We start from the raw sequence: 19,120 nt of genomic DNA, 5'->3' as shown, positions 1-19,120 counted from the left end.
CCCGCATCCATTTAAACACATTGACTTAAAAATGAGCCGACGGTTCGATGAAATAAACCTCAGTCTTTACCCCACTCGTTACCGACGCTTTCAACACTATCGTTCAAATCACCGAATCCCGCTTGTATGGCAGCAGTTTAGTGGAACAGTTCATCCGGATTGGAAACATACTCGAATACCGGGACACAAAGATCCCGGTGCAATGGTTTATCCGAACGGATTTTCAGTGGGATAATATACAGAGGCCGGGAGATTAAAAGACACATCCTGAACGCCCATCATCTTGACGGCGGCAAACAGGGCTTGTCCGGCATGACCGAATGCAACCGCTGTATGATGCGGGAAGCGTTTTTCGATCAATACATGCCGATAAAAGCGTCCCATTTCCGGGATAGCAAACACACCGATACTGCCGAACGATTGGGGATCTATATCAAGAATCTCTCCCTGCGCCACATAGGATTTCAACGCCGTGGAGGCCGTGGACTGTAGCCGGAAAATCGTTGCGTCTCCCGGCAGCAGCTGTCCTTCCAGAGTGCCGCGGGTAATGTCCGGTTGAGACCCGTCTTCCATGAGCCGGTTCATAATCAATTGATACTTCATCTCTGGATCTTTCATACAGGAAGAAGACGCATTGCCGCAGTGAAAGCCCATAAACAAATCCGACAGTTTATAATCTTTCATTGCCTTTTGATTGGCCTCGTACATATCGGCAGGAACTGAATTATTGATATCCAGGATGGCCGGTGGATTTTGCGTGGCACAAATGACCATGTATTCGCTCAGTGCACCATAGATATCCACTTCACAGGCCACCGGTATTCCTTCCCGGGCCAGACGTCCGTTGATAAAACAGGGAACATGCCCGAAATACTTTTCAAACGCCGGCCAGCATTTGTTGGCGAAAACAGCATACGAAGAAACGCCCAGATTGTCATGCATAAATTTACGCAGCGCCACCTCATACTGGGCCAGTTTTTCAATCAGGTCCGGATAATTGTTGCCGGTGCCCAGTTCTTTGGACATATCAGAAGCAATAGCCTTGATTTGTGAATCACCTTTGGCTTCCTGTACAATATCGTACAGATCCAGCTCGCTGTTTTCCATAATCTCGATACCGAGATCAAAGAGCGGTTTAATGGGCGCATTACAGGCCAGAAAATCCTGGGGACGCGGACCGAATGAAAACACTTTCAACTTTGCCAATCCGAGCACGATACGGGCAACCGGGAGAAAATCATTCATCATATCGGCCACCGTCTGAGCGTCGCCGACCGGATACTCCGGGATATACGGATTCAGGCTGCGCAAACCGGTGCTGTAGGATGCATTTAGCATGCCGCAATAGGCATCACCGCGGCCCTGAATCAGGTCATTTTGCGATTCCTCGGCTGCCGCCGCCAGCATAGCGGGACCATCAAACTTTTGTATCAGCAGGGTCGTCGGTCCTTCAGGACCAAAATTCCCGAGATACACAGCAAGTGCGTTCACATTTTTTTCATTGATTTCCTTTAACGCCGCAGGTACATCTGCTTCGCTTTCAATGATCGTCTCAATTTCCGTGACCTCGATTTTATCTTCACAGGCTTTGAGCACAGCCTTTCGGCGTTTCCGGGACAGTTCAATCGGGAAACAATCCCGGCTGACCGCCACAAGGCCCAGTTTCACCTCTGGAATATTCTTCATGGATCACTCCTTTCACAAAACAGCCGCTGTCGTAAACCGGGACAGCGGCTGATTAGAGTCTGATTATTGATTTAATGATTTACCAGAAAATAACGTAAAACGCAACCACCACACCGAGAATGATAACGGTATGGATAACGTCCCATTTGTTCCACTGGCGCGGGTTTCTGCTTTTTGTTCATCTGTAATCGAGTAAAAGGTCATTCCTCTCAGCTGTTCTTTGGACGGCTTTTTGGTAAACAAACTGACAACCAAGACCGTCACAACCGAAAAGACAAATAAAAATTCAGAATAATGCAGCCAGTTAATTTCAACAAACTTGTAAAGCAGACTGCCCTGGGCGAACATGTCACTGAAAATAACCGCCACAAGCCGGATCATACCCAAAACAAATCCGGACACCATTCCCACATAACCTCCGGTGGGTGTCACGCGTTTGGAAAAGATACCCAAAAAGAAAACAGCGGCGATCGGCGGTCCAATCAACGATTGCACTTCCTGCAGGTATTCATAGAGTACATTGGCAATGAGTTTCATCACCGGAATCCAGACAATACCGAGGACCACAACAACAGCGGTAGCAATACGCCCCACGCGCACGAGATGTTTTTCTGTAGATTCGGGTTTGTATTTTTTATAAAAATCCACGGTGAACAATGTCGCTGATGAATTGAATAGCGATGCCAGTGAGCTCATGAGAGCGGCCACCAGTCCCCCGACCACAATTCCTTTGATTCCGGCCGGAAGCAATGTTGAGACCAGAGTTGGAAACGCCTGATCAGCGCTTTCAATATTGATGATCCCTCTTTGATTCAGGGCAAAGGCCACCATACCGGGTACCAGGAAAATGAAAACCGGCAAGAGTTTCAGATAACCGGCAAACAGGGTTCCGCGGCGCGCCTGCTTGATATTCTGAGCGGACAAGGTTCTTTGTACAATGTACTGGTCCGTACACCAGTACCAGAATCCGATAATCGCGGAACCGAACAGCACACCGGTCCAGGGAAATTGTTCATCGGTAGCCGGACGCACCAGATCCAGATTATCACCGACCGCGGATGCCATTTCTCCCCAGCCGCCGATTTTAACCAAACCGACAATGAGTATCACCAGTGAGCCAAAGACCAGCACCGGCGCCTGCAAAACAGAGGTATACAAGACCGCTTTCATGCCGCCAAAAATGGTAAACAGTCCGGTAATAATAACCAGAGATAAAGCGCCGATCCAGAAAAAGTCGATGCCCATAAAAGACTCGATACCCAACACGGTTTTAAAGACAACGCCGCCTGCGTACACCGTTACGGACACTTTGGTCAACACATAACTGACCAGAGAGACAATGGATAAAAAAGAACGCGATTGCGAATTGTAACGCCGTTCCAGAAATTCCGGCATGGTAAACACCTTGCTGTGCGCGTAAAACGGCACAAACACCCAGCCAAGCACCAGGATAATCCAGGCATGCATTTCCCAATGCGCCATGGCCATACCAGACTCATACCCGGCTCCGGCCAATCCCACAAGATGTTCAGAGCCGATATTCGACGCAAAGATCGAAGCGCCGATGGCGATCCATCCGGCATTTTTTCCAGCCAGAAAGTAATCTACGGTATTGGAATCCTTTTGCCGCAGCACCCACCAAATGATGCCGAACAGACCCAGAAAAACAATCCCAATACAAACCAGTCAAGACTTCCAAATTCAACCATTCAATAGTCCTCCACGTTTAATCATATGGTTTGTAAAGCGTGAAATGATTTTATTTACGATGCATATCAATATTTATAATTCGGTAGCAATATAATAAATATATATTAATTTGAAAAATAAAAAGCAAAATAAATGTGGACGTTCACAATTTTATACTTTTCCAAGATCTCGCGCGCCGCCAGACACTGTTCAATACTGATGCCCAGGGGGTTTTCCATATACATGTCTTTGCAGGCGCGCGCCGCAGTTAGAGAAATCGGCACATGCCAGTGATCCGGCGTGGAAATATGCACCGCATGCAGCACATCCGGACGCCAGGAGTTCACGGAAATCGGCATAATCCGAACGTCAATTCTAATTTGCATCATAAATCCAAAAACCGCTCATACCGGCAGTCACCGGATGGCCGGACCGGTTGATACAGACTTTGAAGCAGTGGCGCTTGCCGTGACCGGTTTTGCCTTTATCCCAGATGGCCCCGATTAGCTGCTGATACTCCGGCCAGTCATGAAATGTAGCACCGGCGGAATGAAAGAGCACAAAACCATTACCACGGCGCACAAAATCAAGCAGCGCCTGTTCCGCCTCACGACCCCACTGCCGTCCGTTTACATCCGGCCAGGCTGACCAGGTGCTTAGCACAACATGATACTGTGACAATTGCCGGTGATTCAGGTCATCAGAACGCAGGGTTTTGTCGATTGTGAATCGGGGATGGTCGTTGTAGAGTTTTTCAAGAACCGGTGTTGTCGACTGCCAGTCGTGGTTGTTGCGTCCGGTTATCAGCAGCACGCTTAATGAATCGGATAAAAGCGGACGGCAAAAGTATAATAAAGCCATGCCAAGAATTATTGTTCGAATCATAATAATTGAAACGTTTAAATGAAATGTTTTTACAATTATACAAAATAAATTTGCGATTGTCAAGAAATCAAATATAATAAAAGTCTATCAAGTAAATTTCAGCATAGTAAGTAGTAAGAAGAAAAAGACAAACGAACAAAGACAATGTGGGTTTTTATAATAGGGTTTAAAATTTCTTGCATTCAGGGTTTGAAATGGCTATGTTCATAAAATTTAAAACAATATCAACAGGGAGCGAAGAGATGAAGCGGACAGCACTTGCAGTTATACTGTTGGTCATCGGTTTATTCGTCATGTGTCAGCAGGAAACAGATACGCCGGAAACCAGGAGCGCTGATGTCATTGTTTACGGCGGCACATCCGGAGCCGTGACCACAGCCGTACAGGTCACCCAAATGGGCCGATCGGTGATCATGGTATCCCCGGACAAGCATCTGGGCGGCTTGTCGTCTTCGGGACTGGGATTTACCGATACCGGGGACAAGAGTGTGATCGGGGGACTTTCGCGTGAATTTTATCAGCGCATTTACAATCATTATCAGAATCCGGATGCATGGACCTGGCAGAATAAAGAGAATTACGGCAATGTGGGACAGGGTACGCCCGCGATTGACGGCAGTCAGCGCACCATGTGGATATTTGAACCGCATGCGGCTGAATCGGTGTTTGAGGACTTTGTCAGAGAAAACGATATCACCGTTATTCGTGATGAATGGCTGGACCGCGAAACCGGCGTCCGGATGACAGACGGACGCATCGATTCCATCATCACACTCAGCGGCAACATCTATAAAGGCAAGCTGTTTATCGATGCCACCTATGAAGGCGATCTGATGGCAGCCGCCGGTGTGAGCTATACGGTGGGGCGCGAATCCAATGCAACCTATGATGAAAAATGGAACGGCGTACAGAAAAGCGTTTTTCATCATGGACATAATTTCGGCAATATGAACATCAGTCCGTATATCAACCCCGGCGATCCGAACAGCGGCATGCTGCCGCGGATATCAACCGAGGATCCCGGAGAAAACGGAGAGGGCGATGACAGGGTTCAGGCCTATTGCTTCAGAACCTGCCTCACAAAAGTGGAAGAAAACCGGGTCCCGTTCAAAAAGCCCAAAGGTTATGATGCATCGCAATACGAGCTGCTGCTGAGGATTTATGATGCCGGCTGGCGCAGTACATTTCATAAATTCGATCCCATCCCCAATCTGAAAACAGATGTCAACAACCACGGTCCGTTCAGTTTTGACAATATCGGTATGAATTACGACTATCCGGAAGCCTCGTATGAACGGCGCAGAGAGATCATCAAAGAACACGAGACCTATCAAAAAGGACTGCTGTATTTCATTGCCAACGATCCCCGCGTACCGGAGAAAACCCGGACGGAAATGCAGAAATGGGGACTGGCCAAAGATGAGTTTCAGGACAACGGCCACTGGCCGCATCAGTCGTATATCCGTGAAGCCCGGCGCATGATCGGCGGGTTTGTCATGACCGAACACGAAATCATCGGGAAAAGCCAGGTGCAGGAATCCATCGGTATGGGCTCTTATACCATGGATTCGCACAATGTGCAGCGCTATATCACCGGGGATGGCTATGTGCAGAACGAAGGCGATATCGGTGTACATCCCAAAACCCCCTATCAGATCGCCCTGGGCTCCATTTTACCGAAAAAACAGGAATGCAGCAACCTGCTGGTCCCGGTGGCGGTATCCAGTTCACACATCGCATTCGGTTCCATCCGTATGGAACCCGTGTTTATGATTCTGGGGCAAAGCGCAGGCGCAGTTGCAGCGCTGGCGGTTGAAAAAGACATGCCTGTTCATGACCTGCTGTATGCAGAGATCAAAAATGTTCTTTTGGAATACGGTCAGATTCTGCAGCAGAGACTATAGAATGTATGATTCAGGGCCATCCGACGGCAAAACAAAGAGTTGATCGGCCCGGAGAACATCCGGGCCGTTTTTGCTGAGGGTATAATTTTGGCTTTTCCGATTCACTCCCCCCCTATTTTTTTATCCGTAAAGCAACCATATGCGCAAATTCCGGCAGCATCAGCCTGGTCCGGGATGCGAATTTCTCTATCCCGCTTTTCAGCACTTTGCCGGTGAACGGGGAGACAAAATCATAGTGATACTCCCCTTCGGACAAATCCAGCTTGATCCAGTCATTGCCCACACCGGTGAAAATAACAGCGTACTGTTTTCCCGGTTCCGAGATACCCTGCCACTGCAAACCGGGCGCATGAACCACCGCCTCATGATCCGGTTGCATCCGGATAAAATCGAATGAATGAATAAACTTGCGCAGAACAGCGAGCTGCCGGCGCAGCCGGGGACTGCCGCCGCCGGGCGCATCGTTGTCGCCGCTGCCGGCCTCGGCGCCGACAAAAAACGAGTAATCCAGATTGTTAAACAGCGCGCCGCCGGCCAACATGAACTGCCAGGCCTGACGCAGATAGGTGGTGTCCGAACTGCCGGCAAATCCGGATTCGTCAAATCCGATCGGCCGCTCCCAGGCCATATTCATCCACACCGCCTGCGGCCAGGCATAATGGAAATTGATGATCGAAATCTGCTCATCCACATGCGCAATGGAATGTTTGAAATTGGTATAGTTTTGCGCAATCAGATGCTGTTGGGGCAGGGACTTTTCGGTTTCTACAATGGTTCGCGCCATGACGTTCTGCCATTCAAGAATAGCATCCGAAGCTCGTTCCGCCCATTTGAACCAGTCGCCCTCTCCAGGCCGCGGATCGAGTGAGCGCAGCGTGCGCATCACCCTGACCGGATCATCCGCCCACGGTTCGTTCTGGATTTCGTAAAACACATTGTCGAATTCGTTCAGTTCCGTGACGATCTTTTGCACCAGTTGTTTCTGAAAGCCGGTCAGGGCGCCGTTTTTTAGCGTATTGGATTTTTTCCGCTGCAAATCCGGGGGAATATCATTAATATTGTTGCCCGGATTGAACGGATTGCGCTCCCAGTAAGCGTCCTGATAGGTGGAACAGAACAGAGTCACTTCGACCAATATCCCCAGTTCCTGCGCACGCGCCACAAACGCTCGCAAGCGCCGGAAATAATCCGGATTCCATTGCGAAAGATCAAACTTTTTTTCACCGGCGTACAGTCCGGGTTCCGCCACCCGCTTCCAGGGCGCCAGAAACCGGCCCGTGTCCGGCGCCAGCGTGTTGTTCCCGATGCCGAAACTGCCCGGGATTTCCACATACGAGCCGGTGAATAGTCGCGTATAATTCATGCCGTCATTGTGGAGCGTGTTCAGATAGAGATCATAGTCAAAATCCGCATTCAATACCGCGCCGTAATGTTCCGCCGAGGTGATGAGCACCGTGGGTTCACCGTTATAGATGAAATAATGCGGATTCTCGGGATGCAGGGCCAGCGGAGCGGCGGCGAGTCTGAGAACTGCCAATCCTAAAACCAGTACACATGTCATGTTTTTCCTGGTTTGACCTCGTGTTTGCAACAGCGTTTCATAGTGTCCGAATACAGCGTGAGGCGGGTTGATGATTTTAATAGTAATAAATTTTATCGACATTCAAAAGCAGAAAATCATGGACAGGCGCCTGAGCCAGGCTATCGACACGGATGTCTTTGCGCTCATAACCGGTAAAAACATCCCGCCGCAACAGAAAAATGATATTTTCATTGATATTCGTATTAATTTTGAATAACTTCTTTTAAATACTCGTCATAAACTGCATACTCTCTGGTTTTTGAATCCATATGAGATGCAGCATTTGCTTGCTCACCATTAGCAGGAGAACAATATGACAGACCCATCCAAAGAAAAAAGTATACTGGAAGAATCAAGAGATATAATTTCTCAGCTTAAAGAAATGGAACACTATTCCACAAATAACATAGAAAAGCTATCAGAATTCTGGCTTGTTTTAGATGATAAACTTGACCAGAAAGAATTTGCGGGCAGAATGGAGAAAATTCTATCCCATCAAAATGCTTTCCATGATGAAATCAGCTCTCTTATCGCCGACTATGAGATTGAATGTAATCGCATTGCGCAAGAGACGGAATGATCAACAAACAGGCTGTCCTGAAATTCAATAATACGGACAAGGACATTGAACTCAGATTGTAAAACAGCCGTTTTTTCTCCTCAAACCGCCAGCAGATGGTAACAATACTCCTCCGCACCGGATATCAATGTCCCAACACAGCCCACGACCGGAATCGATATGTCCGATCACAGGATTAATAATCCCCAAGCGCAAGGACCACATACGTCCCCGGCCGGAGGCCAGGGACGAGATGGATGACGGAAATCAGTTGAACGGATCATGCAGGGGCTCTGCCCCTGTCAAGGCAGGTTAATAACCTAATATTAAAAAAATTGACAGAAATTAAAAAAATGAAAATCTCAGGACAGGCTGCGTGACCAAGGTCTCGGAATCTGATGTCTCCGAACAGCTCCCGACCGGGATCGATAGCCCATACGATCAGCACATGAAAAATAACGCGGTCTATTGACCGCCCTTTTTAACAATGCGACCACAATCCCAACAGGTCCGGCATATCCAGAAATACTTTTACAAACCAAGGCTCTTAAGGTACTGTGCAGACAAAAGACAGAAGACTTGAAACTATAATCCGGTCACACAACTGTCGGCGCATTCACCGGATATAATATTTGAAGGAAAAGCACTCTCTAACACACTTGACCAAGCCTTTGAATCCCTGCCCGAACGCCATCACCTCATATTCTATATGAACCGCTATGAGCATTTAGCATATAATGAAATCACCAATTCATGATATTTCCGTCAAAACCGTAGAAACCCAAATGGGCAGGACTTGAATCCTATCGCGAGCAATTAACAAACTATACAATTGCTGTGTAAAGCTCATCTCTCGATTCATTGTCAGGGTAAAAGTGGATTCACGGGTATTATAAAGGTAACCTGTGTTCAACCAACTGTTGGTATCTTGATATGCAACCCCCAATTATCATTCGATACAAAAAACGCAGTACCTCAAATCACCATCCTTGGAACAAGCATTTAATCATCAGAGGTTTCTATTATGCATCATTTAAAAGTGTTTTCTATTTTCCTGATCCTGTTTATTATAACCGCTCTTTATGCCGATCCTTGGCAGGGACTGGAGCATGCCAAAAAGCAGATCGAAACGATACGTAAAGCTGATCTTACGGTCCAGGTTATCGACCGCGAAGGGAATCCCGTAAAAGGAGCCGAGGTTAACGTAACGATGCAGGAGCATGCGTTTCCCTTTGGCAGTGCGATTGCCGCGACGATGGCTTTTACCCCTGACGGACCGAATCCCGAGATGTGGACCTATCTTGAAAAATTTAAACAAAACTTTAACAGCGCGGTCATGGAAAATGCTATGAAATGGTACGGCATGACCCATAATGACGGATCTCCGGATACCGTCTCACGGGCCAAAATGTGGCAATGCGCTTACTGGCTGGAAGAAAACGGCATCGAACTGCGCGGTCATAACGGATTATGGCCGAGCTGGAGGTTCAGTCCGGATTTTATCCATGACCTTCGCCTCCAACCTGAAGCTTTGCGCGCCGAGGTCAATAAACGCATTGACGAAACCGTGAATATGTTCAAGGGACGGCTAACCGACTGGGATTTGATCAATGAACCGGCGCATCATCGGGATATTATCAATATTTTCGGCGAAGATGTGGTCATTGACTGGTACGCCCGCGCGCACCAACTCGATCCGGAAACCCCGATGTATGTCAATCAATGGGCGGTGTTTAATGATGTGTATCATAAAAGCTTTTTAAAATGGGTTGAACTGCTGGCATCCAGCGAACGCGCTTCTCTGGACGGTATCGGGATTCAGGGACATTCCAAAGTCGAGTTTTATCTGCAACCCGGCATGCAGAACTCTATCTGGCAGAAACTCAACACCTATGCGGAATTCGGCCTACCCATCAAGATCACCGAGTTTGATCTGGAAGGGTACAAGGGAGAAGATGTGCAGGCACAGGCACTTGAGAACGCTCTCATCCTGTTTTTCAGCCATCCGGCTGTTGAAGGATTTACCCTGTGGGGATTCTGGGACGGCAAACACTGGCGCAATATGCCACAACATTCCTTTACCGGGAAGAGCGAACAGGCCGGATTCTGGCGTGAGGACTGGACGGAAAAACGGGCGGCCAAAGTCTGGCGACGTCTGATCTTTGACGAATGGTGGACCCGTGAATCCGGTAAAACAAGCGGAGCAGAGGCTGAATTTCAAACCCGCGGATTTTTAGGGTCATACGAAATAACAGCAGCGCACAAACAGCAATCCCAAACTGTCACCGCGAAATTGACCCGTGAGGGTCAAACAGTGGTGATAACACTGCAATAATGAATAAACTCCAGACTGCGAGGCCGATCATGTTTCTGATAAAACACCGCATGCTTTTAGTGCTGTTTGTTTTTCCTGTTGTCACTTTATTTGCCGCCGAACCCTGGACCGGTCTGGAACAGGCGCGTGAAAGAATCAACAAAATCCGTAAAGCCGAACTGGGGGTCAGGGTCTTTGATGCTGACGGCAACCCTCTCCCGGATGCAAACGTGACCGTCAGCATGCAAAAGCACGCCTTTCCGTTTGGCTGCGCCATAAGCGCTACAAATGCATTTACTCCCGAGGGACCCGATCCGGACATGCAAACTTATCTCGAAATATTTCAGGAAAATTTCAATGAAGCGATCATTGAAAACGGCATGAAATGGACCGGGATGAATAATCATGACGGCTCGGTGAATACACTCACACGTATGAAAACCTGGCAGTGTATTTCGTGGCTGGAGCGCAACGACATCCCTCTGCGAGGCACCAATGTGTTATGGCCCAGCTGGCAATGGTCTCCCAAATATCTGCACGACCTGCGGCTGCAGCCGGAAATATTGAAACGGGAAATCGACCGGCACGTGGATGAGGCACTGAATATGTACCGGGGACATTTGATAGACTGGGATTTTGTCAATGAACCGGTGCATCACCGGGATTTTATCAATATATTCGGACGTGACATTATGATCGACTGGTACAAACGAGCCCATGAACTAAATCCGAAGACGAACATGTATGTGAATCAATGGGCCGTGCTGAACGACGTGTATCATAACGGCTTTAAAAAGTGGATCCGCTATCTCCTGGCCCACCCGGAGACGTCTCTGGACGGTATCGGCATTCAGGGACACATGACAGTGGAGCAGTGCACCGATTCCACTACACTTGCCGCGGTCTGGTCAAAGCTTAACGAATATGCCGAATTCGGTCTGCCAATCAAGATCACAGAATACGACGTGGAAGGATTCAGAGGCGAGGACCTTCAGGCAGAGGCGCTGAAAAATGCTCTTACTCTGTTTTTCAGTCACCCTGCTGTACAAGGATTTACCATCTGGGGATTCTGGGACGGTCGTCACTGGCGCAATATGCCGCAATTTTCATTCGCCGGTGTAAATGAAAAAGCAGGGTTCTGGCGCCAGGATTGGAGCGAAAAACCGGCGGCCAAAACATGGCAGCGCCTGATTTTTGATGAATGGTGGACGCAGGTATCCGGCCAGACCGATGAGGATAACGGAACATTCCGTACCCGCGGATTTCTCGGTGATTATCAGATCATGGTCGTTTATAATAACAACATGCAAACAACCTCTTTATCACTTTCGCATGATGGAGCCCGGGTGCGGGTGGAATTTCCGTAAGCATCTCCCGCCTGAAAATCGGACATCAATCCATCAGGCGGGCATTGTATTGTCTCGGGCCCGCCTGATATGCCTTGAATTTAAATCCGTTTCCCCCGGTTTAGTGTAGAGGAATACATAGCGGTCCCAGGGATTATAAACCAGCATTTCCTCACCCCGACTTTTAAAACAATCCACAGGTATACAATGATACCATCCCTGGCGTTTATCTCCTTTTTCCGGCAGCAGACCGGGCAATTCTCTAAAGCGTCTGCCGTCATCGTTCCAAAGCATTCCGCCGTTGATTTCATCCAGACCGTCGCCATCGATATCGCCAACACACGGAATATAAGCAGGACACTGTCTATATTGATCCCAGGGATTCATGTAGGTTCACATGACTTTAAGCTGATCATTGAATGCCAGAACACGGGTGGCGAGTTTGATTACAAAATCGCGTGGCGATCCGGGCGCAAGCAACACAGCGATGAGAATCCGCTGGTGCACCCAGTTGGCGCTGCTGCCGCTATCTTTATTTTTTTCAAATCACCTATCTCAAGCGAACCGGCTGCACCAGAGCTCCATTTGTCGCCACATCCCAGGCGGCAAACCGGATCCATTTTTTACCGTTGGTCTCGAATGGAATCTCAAAGCGTTTGCTGCCAAAAGGCGGCAGATCGGTCGCGGAGATGACACGCCGGTTTGTTTTTTCACCGTCACCCCACACAATCTCGACAAAGTCGAGTGGAAACGTCCATTCAACATCGGCGATAACGGTTCTTTTGTTTCCGGTTCCCCGGATTTCATAAAACGGGATAAGCACCTCGCCGGATGTTACGAAATAATCGCCCTGCTTGAGCGTGTTGATAATAGAACTCATGTCATCAAGGGTGGGAATACTGTCCAGTTTGATATAGTTCACCGGAGACATCCCATAAGCATCATCAAAAGGAGGCTTGCCGCGATCTCCTTTATCGGACCGGGCTTCCGAAATAGCCAGTGCAAATTTGGGTGACAGACCTTTTTTCGCCATCCAGTTATTGGTTTTATTCCAAAGGTTGAGAAATCTGTATTCTCCCAATCGCTGCTCGGAGGCATCAATACCCATTCCCCAGCGGTACCCAAGACTGAAATAATTCTCGTGCAGAAATTGCGGCTCATCCTTGATCGCTTCGGGATACCCGGTCGAACGTTTGGTATTGGGATGCGGCATGGAGATGAGAGCATTTTCACGTTCCGTCATAGCCATCATGTCCTGTGGTGTTTTTAAATTGTAAACCGTGCCGTATACCGGGTGCGGTGATGCAAGAGGCTGTCCGGGATCACGTTCGGGCCGCCAGTAAACGGGCTTTGGAAAAAGAATATCATAATGTCCGCCCATAAACGGCGGACGTCCGCCGGTGCTGTTTTCATCATTCGGTATAACCAGAAAGTCTCTATCCGATTGCCGACGGGCTGCCTCGTAATATTCTTTTAGATCTTTTAAAAACAACTCACCCCGGTCATGTCGCCCGGGGCCGCGGGCACCATCGATGATACTGAAAATGTCGATTCCGATTGATTTAATGGTCGCGATATCATTAATCCGGCGATCAAATCCGCCCAGTTCTTTGAGACGCTTGACCAGACCGACGTGATAGTGATGTCCCATCACCTTGTAACCCGGAAGCGGTTTGAACTTGTCATGATGGGTAAACGTGAGCGCCCCGTTGACCGCCTGGTCACCGGATTCCGGATGTATATAATAAAACAGCGGCATACGCTGCCAGGTGCCGGGACGCGCGCTGTAAAGCGCAAAATTATGATAATATTCAGGGTCCTGTTCCTGTTCAGCCTGACGCATACCAAAAGAAAATGTTTTATCGCTGTCTTTGCGGTACCAGCTGTAACCGAGATTTTGTTCTGATTCACGGGCCCAGTAAAATCTGTGAGGCGGCGGGAACGCGGCTATGGAACCGTTCTGCAATTCCGCAGAGATCAAACGATTGCTGCTTTTAACAATAGCGGGCAATTTATCCTCGGGACCTCCAAGAAGATAATCTTGCCAGTTTTTGGCAATATCCCGCCATACCAGACGTGAAGACGAGTGAACCGGCAATCCCCGGAGACCGGCGTCATATTTGAACGCCGCAGAAGGATGGTCTGTTTTGGCAACCAGCATCTGTCGGACCAGATTTGAACCTTTAAAGACGTCAAACTGCAAATATCCTGCAAAGATGCCCGTTGTGACGCCGGGGAAGGTTATTTTTAGACGGGCGCCATTTGTGCGCACTGTGCAGCCTGCTGCTTGATAATTCGCGGTTGCCCGGGTGATCTCCTCGGGTTTACGAGGCATACCCGGGTGATTGGCATAAGGTTCCGTAGCGGGAATAGATGTTGTGTGGGAGCGTGGTGGTTCGTCCTGAATATAAAGGGGAGCATCCCAGAAGGCGTCCCATTTGATCTCGTTTAATTTTTCCGGCGTCAACTCTACACCCATTTTTTTCAAAGGCTCGGTTTGCTGCTGAGTGACTCGTCGAACTCCTGAGACAATACGAAATTCAGGATAGACGTTCCTGGCAAGAACGCGCCAGGGTTCATTGGACGTTTGAATCGCCAGCTCATGAATCATAGGTGTTTTGTCGGTAATAGAAAAACGAATACGCACGGTATTATCCGGGTCTCCCTGCCAGGTGACAGTCAAAATATCATCTGCAACATTTGCAGTGAGTCCGGATTGGGATTTATATTCTGTCATATCACAATTCAAAGCGTCCGCTTGTGCTGTCATTGCGATAAAAAAGGCAGTTATAACAAACATTCTCATGAATAGTTTCAAGCTTTTATACATCTCTATTTTCTCCTTTTTTCATTTGTCACAGGTTCAGATCAAGATGAAGATTCATCCTTCTTTGCCAATAATTTATACCTTTCGAAATTCATATCTCAAAAACATCGGCAGCTTACAAATTCCGAAAGCAAGATCAAAAACCGGCAGCAGTACCGGTGACGGTTAAAGCGTTCAATCCACGGTTTATCCGTTCAATGATGATAAACCCAGTTTGATCATCAACAAGCCGTCTCGCATATTGTAGCGCGGTTTTACCGCAACCCTCACTGGCATTGGAGATTACAAAAAGACCGGAGCAGCGTTTACACACACTCCCAGGGAATCTGTTTATGGATACATTCGATCAGAATGCTTCCCCGAATATTAAAGTGTGAAAAACAATTCCGGTCTATAGAGCAGAGGCAGAAAGTGACACCAGGATTTGACGCGCTTGTAATGATTCGAAAAATCAGCCAGTTTGTCAAAGATTTTACAGATATGATATCCATCTGTACAAAGAGTCAGCAATATATTTGAGTCTCTTTATCTAAGCATTTAAACCGAAAAAATCAAGGCAAATCATTGTAAACAAATGTAAATTCTTTATCAGTATCGGAAATAACTATTGTTATCCCGGTTAAATTTTTTTATCATAAACAAACAGTAAATTCACATTTTTATAGCAATTATCATGAAAGCACTGGTTCTCACAGGCATTAACAAACTCGAATACAAAGAGGTTCCAGACCCGAAAATCAATTCGGACGAGGTGCTGGTCAAGGTTAAAGCCGTCGGAATTTGCGGCAGCGATGTCCACGGCATGGACGGCAGTTCCGGAAGGCGCCAGCCGCCGGTGATCATGGGACACGAAGCCTCGGGCATCATAGCTGAAACCGGCTCTGAGGTACAGGGATGGCATACCGGAGATCAGGTCACGTTTGACTCGACCATTTACAAACTGAACGATTGGTACACGCTCAAAGGCTACTATAATCTGAGCGATAATCGCAAAGTACTCGGTGTATCCTGCGATGATTATAAACTGGACGGCGCCCTGGCGGAATACGTCAAGGTACCCGCTCATATCCTTCACCGCATCCCGGATGGCGTGTCATTTCCGGAGGCCGCCATGGTCGAACCCCTGGCGGTGGCAGCGCACGCGGTCGAATTGACACCAATTGAACTGAACGACACCGTCGTGGTGATCGGCGCCGGCATGATTGGTCTGGGCATTATTCAAATTGTCAAGACCAGGGGCGCCGGACAGATCATCGCGGTTGACCTTGCCCAGGATAAACTCGATATTGCAAAACGCGCCGGGGCCACATACACCCTCACGCCTGAAGAACAGGACATTCATCAGGTTATTCAAGACCGGACTCGTAACCGCGGGGCGGATATCGCCTTTGAAGCCGTGGGTATTTCAACAACGGTCAAGCAATCTATTGATGTTGTCAGACGCGGCGGCCGGGTCACCCTGGTTGGCAATGTCACACCTGTAACCGAATTCCCGTTACAGTCCGTGGTCACCCGGCAAATCCGGGTGCAGGGAAGCTGTGCCATTTGCGGAGAATACCCGGCCGTACTGGATATGCTGGCACGCAAACAGATCGATGTCAATCCCCTGCTCAGCGTCAAAGTACCACTGTCAGAAGGTGCAGAATGGTTTCACAGACTTTATAACCGGGAAGCGGGACTGATCAAAGTCATTCTGGAGCCGTAAAACAAAGGACATTATGAAAGTCAAAACTGCAATTGTGGGGCTGGGAAAAGTCGCCCATCTGCACGCCAAAGGCCTGGTAAACGCCGAACACTCTGAATTCACCGCCGTATGCAGCCGGAGCATAAACAAAGCGCAGGAATTCGCTGCGCAGTATGGTGTTCAACCCTATGATGATCTGGAACAGATGATCCATGAAACGGATATTCAGGTTCTGGTTATCTGTACGCCCCACCCGTTTCATGCGGACCCGGTACTGACCGCGGCACAGCACGGTGTGCACTCGTTGATCGAAAAACCCATGGCGGCCTCGCTTCAAGACTGCGATGCCATGCTCGAAAGCGCCGAGAAACACAATGTGACGCTGGGCGTGGTCAGTCAGCGCCGGTTCTATGAGCCTGTACAGCGTATGCGCAAAGCCATTGACAAGGGCAAGATCGGCATACCGGTTCTGGGCAACGTGATCATGTATGGATGGCGCGACCGCGATTATTACGACAGCGACGCCTGGCGGGGCACCTGGGACCTTGAAGGCGGCGGCGTGCTGGTCAATCAGGCGCCGCATCAACTGGATCTGTTTCAATGGTTCATGGGCGATATCGATCAGGTATTCGGTGTTTGGAAAAACTTGAATCATCCTTACATCCAGGTGGAAGATACAGCGGTCGCCGTGGTCAGCTTTAAAAATAACGCTGTCGGCAATATAGTGGTCACCAATTCGCAAAAACCGGGACTTTACGGCAAGGTGCATGTGAACGGCAACAACGGCGCCATGATCGGTGCACAAACCGAAGGCGGCGCCATGTTTATCGCCGGGACCTCGGATATCCAGGAACCGCCTTTAAATGATATCTGGACGATTTCGGGCGAAGAACAACAACTGACAAATATTTCAGAAGCAGGATACTGAGTTTTTCAACTCGATCAATGCCACAGAGTATTATATCCAGAAACAGGATGAGGATTTTTGCCGGGCTGTGCTGAACCATAAAGCGCCCATCCTGCCCGCCGCTGAAGGACGAATTACGGTTGAATTGTTCACCGCCATTTACCGGTCAACCCGAAAAAACAAGCCGATCGCGTTTCCATTAAAACCGGAATAGTATGAATCTGTATTGTTTCTACCGGAAGATCCGACCCGGTACTTGACCAGTGGATCTCTTGCAATCAAGATCAGGAGCTGTTATGAGCGAAACATATATGTTATTCAGTGTGGCACTGGGTATTCTCATTCTGCTGCTTCTCGTACTCAAACTGAAAATCCACGCCTTTCTTTCACTGCTCATCACCAGTATGTTCGTCGGGTTGATCACAGGAATGGATTTAACCGCGATTGCCAAGAGCATCGAAGACGGTATGGGCAATACGTTGGGCTTTGTCGCCACCGTCGTGGGACTGGGCGCCATTCTCGGACAGCTGCTGGAAGCCTCCGGCGGCGCGGAATCCATTGCACATACCATGCTGAATAAATTCGGAAAGGAAAAAGCACCCTGGGCGCTGGTAATCACCGGATTTATTTTATCCATCCCCGTATTTCTGGATGTGGGCTTTGTCATTCTCGTGCCTATCATTTATGCCCTGGGGCGGGAAACCAAACGCTCGCTTTTGTTCTACGCTATCCCCCTGCTGGCCGGGATGGCGGTCACACACGCATTCATCCCCCCTACGCCCGGACCGGTTGCGGTTGCAGAAATTTTAGACGCCCAGCTGGGCTGGATCATCCTGCTGGGAGTGATTGTCGGTTTCCCGACAGCAATTGTGGCAGGCCCGTTATTCGGCAAATACATCAGCAAAAGAATCACGGTCAGTCCGCCGGACTATTTCACCGACCACCAGAATGCCCCAAAACCGGACGTGTATCCGTCATTCAGGACGGTAATCATCATTATCGCTCTGCCTCTGCTCCTGATTATTTTGCATTCGATAACTGAGGTTCTGTACCAAAACCAATTCTTGATCAGCGAACCGGTTTACAAAATATTTGCTCTGATCGGACATCCGTTCTTTGCCCTCACCCTGGCCACTCTCATGGCCCTCTACGTTTTGGGTATTAAAAAGGGGTTCAGTAAAGAAAAATTATCCGAACTGTCGGGCAAAGCTCTGGGACCGGCCGGATTGATCATCCTGGTAACCGGCGCCGGTGGTGTATTCAAACAGATTTTAATTGACAGTGGAGTCGGGGAAATGCTGGCGAAGAATATGGTGAATTCCAGTCTGCCCCCCATTGTTTTGGCATATTTGCTGGCCGTGGTGGTGCGAATCACCCAGGGTTCCAACACGGTGTCCATGATCACCGCTGCGGGTATTATGGCTCCCATTCTCCCGATTTTCGAGCTCACACAAATTCAGACCGCCCTGATCGTATTATCCATCGCCTCCGGAGCGACTATTCTTTCACACGTCAATGACAGCGGATTCTGGCTGGTCGGCAAATACCTCGGTTTAACGGAAAAACAAACTTTAAAATCATGGACGGTCATGGAAACGATCATTTCGATCACCGGATTTATTATGGTTTTAATGCTGAGCTTTATTCTGTAAACGGGTCTGGTTTTGTTGAGAGTATGCCGGTTGTAATACCGTTCAACGTTGACCAATTTTGGAAAAGACTATTTACTTGACTATG

General features: G+C 48.6%; 15 protein-coding genes and 1 pseudogene. 9 read left to right on the top strand and 7 right to left on the bottom strand.

What is annotated here, in order from left to right:
• Positions 1 to 207: 207 nt before the first annotated feature.
• The 4 genes and pseudogenes from U5R06_11020 to U5R06_11005 all read right to left on the bottom strand — a co-directional run bounded on the left by U5R06_11020 (position 208) and on the right by U5R06_11005 (position 4,260).
• Positions 208 to 1,686, bottom strand: coding sequence for a fucose isomerase (locus U5R06_11020; GenBank protein ID MDZ7723310.1), 1,479 nt, complete (start codon positions 1,684 to 1,686; stop codon positions 208 to 210).
• A gap of 79 nt (positions 1,687 to 1,765) precedes the next feature.
• A pseudogene (locus U5R06_11015) lies at positions 1,766 to 3,395 on the bottom strand (sodium:solute symporter).
• 105 nt (positions 3,396 to 3,500) lie between these two features.
• Complete coding sequence (locus U5R06_11010) at positions 3,501 to 3,764, bottom strand: hypothetical protein (GenBank protein MDZ7723309.1); 264 nt, start codon at positions 3,762 to 3,764, stop codon at positions 3,501 to 3,503.
• On the bottom strand, positions 3,751 to 4,260 hold the full coding sequence (locus tag U5R06_11005; GenBank protein ID MDZ7723308.1) for a ThuA domain-containing protein: 510 nt from the start codon (positions 4,258 to 4,260) through the stop codon (positions 3,751 to 3,753). The genes U5R06_11010 and U5R06_11005 overlap by 14 nt, the downstream gene beginning before the upstream one ends.
• Positions 4,261 to 4,553: 293 nt before the next feature.
• Here U5R06_11005 and U5R06_11000 point away from each other — a divergent pair, with 293 nt between their 5' ends.
• Entirely contained in the window at positions 4,554 to 6,164 is a 1,611-nt protein-coding gene (locus U5R06_11000; GenBank protein MDZ7723307.1) for an FAD-dependent oxidoreductase, read from the top strand.
• A 112-nt stretch (positions 6,165 to 6,276) separates the two neighbouring features.
• On the opposite strand, the gene U5R06_10995 is transcribed toward U5R06_11000, so the two are convergent.
• Entirely contained in the window at positions 6,277 to 7,725 is a 1,449-nt protein-coding gene (locus tag U5R06_10995; GenBank protein ID MDZ7723306.1) for a hypothetical protein, read from the bottom strand.
• Positions 7,726 to 7,795: 70 nt separating this feature from the next.
• Here U5R06_10995 and U5R06_10990 point away from each other — a divergent pair, with 70 nt between their 5' ends.
• The 4 genes from U5R06_10990 (at position 7,796) to U5R06_10975 (ending at position 11,986) form a co-directional block, all read left to right on the top strand.
• Entirely contained in the window at positions 7,796 to 7,963 is a 168-nt protein-coding gene (locus U5R06_10990) for a hypothetical protein (GenBank protein ID MDZ7723305.1), read from the top strand.
• A 96-nt stretch (positions 7,964 to 8,059) separates the two neighbouring features.
• Complete coding sequence (locus U5R06_10985) at positions 8,060 to 8,326, top strand: hypothetical protein (GenBank protein ID MDZ7723304.1); 267 nt, start codon at positions 8,060 to 8,062, stop codon at positions 8,324 to 8,326.
• Between the two features lie 1,003 nt (positions 8,327 to 9,329).
• The gene (locus tag U5R06_10980) at positions 9,330 to 10,640 is read left to right on the top strand and encodes an endo-1,4-beta-xylanase (GenBank protein ID MDZ7723303.1); all 1,311 of its coding nucleotides are present in this window, start codon (positions 9,330 to 9,332) and stop codon (positions 10,638 to 10,640) included.
• A gap of 29 nt (positions 10,641 to 10,669) precedes the next feature.
• Positions 10,670 to 11,986 (top strand): endo-1,4-beta-xylanase, encoded by a 1,317-nt coding sequence (locus U5R06_10975; protein MDZ7723302.1) that lies wholly within the window; start codon positions 10,670 to 10,672, stop codon positions 11,984 to 11,986.
• A 33-nt stretch (positions 11,987 to 12,019) separates the two neighbouring features.
• Here U5R06_10975 and U5R06_10970 read toward each other — a convergent pair whose 3' ends face one another.
• On the bottom strand, positions 12,020 to 12,352 hold the full coding sequence (locus tag U5R06_10970) for a hypothetical protein (protein ID MDZ7723301.1): 333 nt from the start codon (positions 12,350 to 12,352) through the stop codon (positions 12,020 to 12,022).
• 163 nt (positions 12,353 to 12,515) lie between these two features.
• Positions 12,516 to 14,795, bottom strand: a complete 2,280-nt coding sequence (locus U5R06_10965; protein ID MDZ7723300.1) for a hypothetical protein — start codon at positions 14,793 to 14,795, stop codon at positions 12,516 to 12,518.
• Between the two features lie 670 nt (positions 14,796 to 15,465).
• Between U5R06_10965 and U5R06_10960 the strand changes: the two genes are divergently transcribed.
• The 4 genes from U5R06_10960 (at position 15,466) to U5R06_10945 (ending at position 19,035) form a co-directional block, all read left to right on the top strand.
• Entirely contained in the window at positions 15,466 to 16,497 is a 1,032-nt protein-coding gene (locus U5R06_10960; protein MDZ7723299.1) for a galactitol-1-phosphate 5-dehydrogenase, read from the top strand.
• A gap of 13 nt (positions 16,498 to 16,510) precedes the next feature.
• Entirely contained in the window at positions 16,511 to 17,404 is an 894-nt protein-coding gene (locus tag U5R06_10955; GenBank protein ID MDZ7723298.1) for a Gfo/Idh/MocA family oxidoreductase, read from the top strand.
• Between the two features lie 67 nt (positions 17,405 to 17,471).
• Complete coding sequence (locus U5R06_10950; protein MDZ7723297.1) at positions 17,472 to 17,597, top strand: hypothetical protein; 126 nt, start codon at positions 17,472 to 17,474, stop codon at positions 17,595 to 17,597.
• An 82-nt stretch (positions 17,598 to 17,679) separates the two neighbouring features.
• The gene (locus U5R06_10945) at positions 17,680 to 19,035 is read left to right on the top strand and encodes a gluconate:H+ symporter (GenBank protein MDZ7723296.1); all 1,356 of its coding nucleotides are present in this window, start codon (positions 17,680 to 17,682) and stop codon (positions 19,033 to 19,035) included.
• Positions 19,036 to 19,120 lie beyond the last annotated feature (85 nt).

It is taken from the genome of candidate division KSB1 bacterium (assembly GCA_034521575.1).
Classification (GTDB): domain Bacteria; phylum Zhuqueibacterota; class Zhuqueibacteria; order Residuimicrobiales; family Krinioviventaceae; genus JAXHMJ01.
Note: the sequence above shows the minus strand (reverse complement) of the source record. Positions and strands in the feature narration are given on the sequence as shown.

Excerpts from the sequence above, each read along its gene's own strand:
- U5R06_10965 (MDZ7723300.1), bottom strand. The coding sequence starts at position 14,795 with ATGTATAAAAGCTTGAAACTATTCATGAGAATGTTTGTTATAACTGCC.
- U5R06_11005 (MDZ7723308.1), bottom strand. The coding sequence starts at position 4,260 with ATGATTCGAACAATAATTCTTGGCATGGCTTTATTATACTTTTGCCGT.
- U5R06_10985 (MDZ7723304.1), top strand. The coding sequence starts at position 8,060 with ATGACAGACCCATCCAAAGAAAAAAGTATACTGGAAGAATCAAGAGAT.
- U5R06_10960 (MDZ7723299.1), top strand. The coding sequence starts at position 15,466 with ATGAAAGCACTGGTTCTCACAGGCATTAACAAACTCGAATACAAAGAG.
- U5R06_10975 (MDZ7723302.1), top strand. The coding sequence starts at position 10,670 with ATGTTTCTGATAAAACACCGCATGCTTTTAGTGCTGTTTGTTTTTCCT.
- U5R06_11000 (MDZ7723307.1), top strand. The coding sequence starts at position 4,554 with ATGTGTCAGCAGGAAACAGATACGCCGGAAACCAGGAGCGCTGATGTC.
- U5R06_11020 (MDZ7723310.1), bottom strand. The coding sequence starts at position 1,686 with ATGAAGAATATTCCAGAGGTGAAACTGGGCCTTGTGGCGGTCAGCCGG.
- U5R06_10970 (MDZ7723301.1), bottom strand. The coding sequence starts at position 12,352 with ATGAATCCCTGGGATCAATATAGACAGTGTCCTGCTTATATTCCGTGT.
- U5R06_10980 (MDZ7723303.1), top strand. The coding sequence starts at position 9,330 with ATGCATCATTTAAAAGTGTTTTCTATTTTCCTGATCCTGTTTATTATA.
- U5R06_10955 (MDZ7723298.1), top strand. The coding sequence starts at position 16,511 with ATGAAAGTCAAAACTGCAATTGTGGGGCTGGGAAAAGTCGCCCATCTG.
- U5R06_11010 (MDZ7723309.1), bottom strand. The coding sequence starts at position 3,764 with ATGATGCAAATTAGAATTGACGTTCGGATTATGCCGATTTCCGTGAAC.
- U5R06_10945 (MDZ7723296.1), top strand. The coding sequence starts at position 17,680 with ATGAGCGAAACATATATGTTATTCAGTGTGGCACTGGGTATTCTCATT.
- U5R06_10990 (MDZ7723305.1), top strand. The coding sequence starts at position 7,796 with ATGATTTTAATAGTAATAAATTTTATCGACATTCAAAAGCAGAAAATC.
- U5R06_10995 (MDZ7723306.1), bottom strand. The coding sequence starts at position 7,725 with ATGACATGTGTACTGGTTTTAGGATTGGCAGTTCTCAGACTCGCCGCC.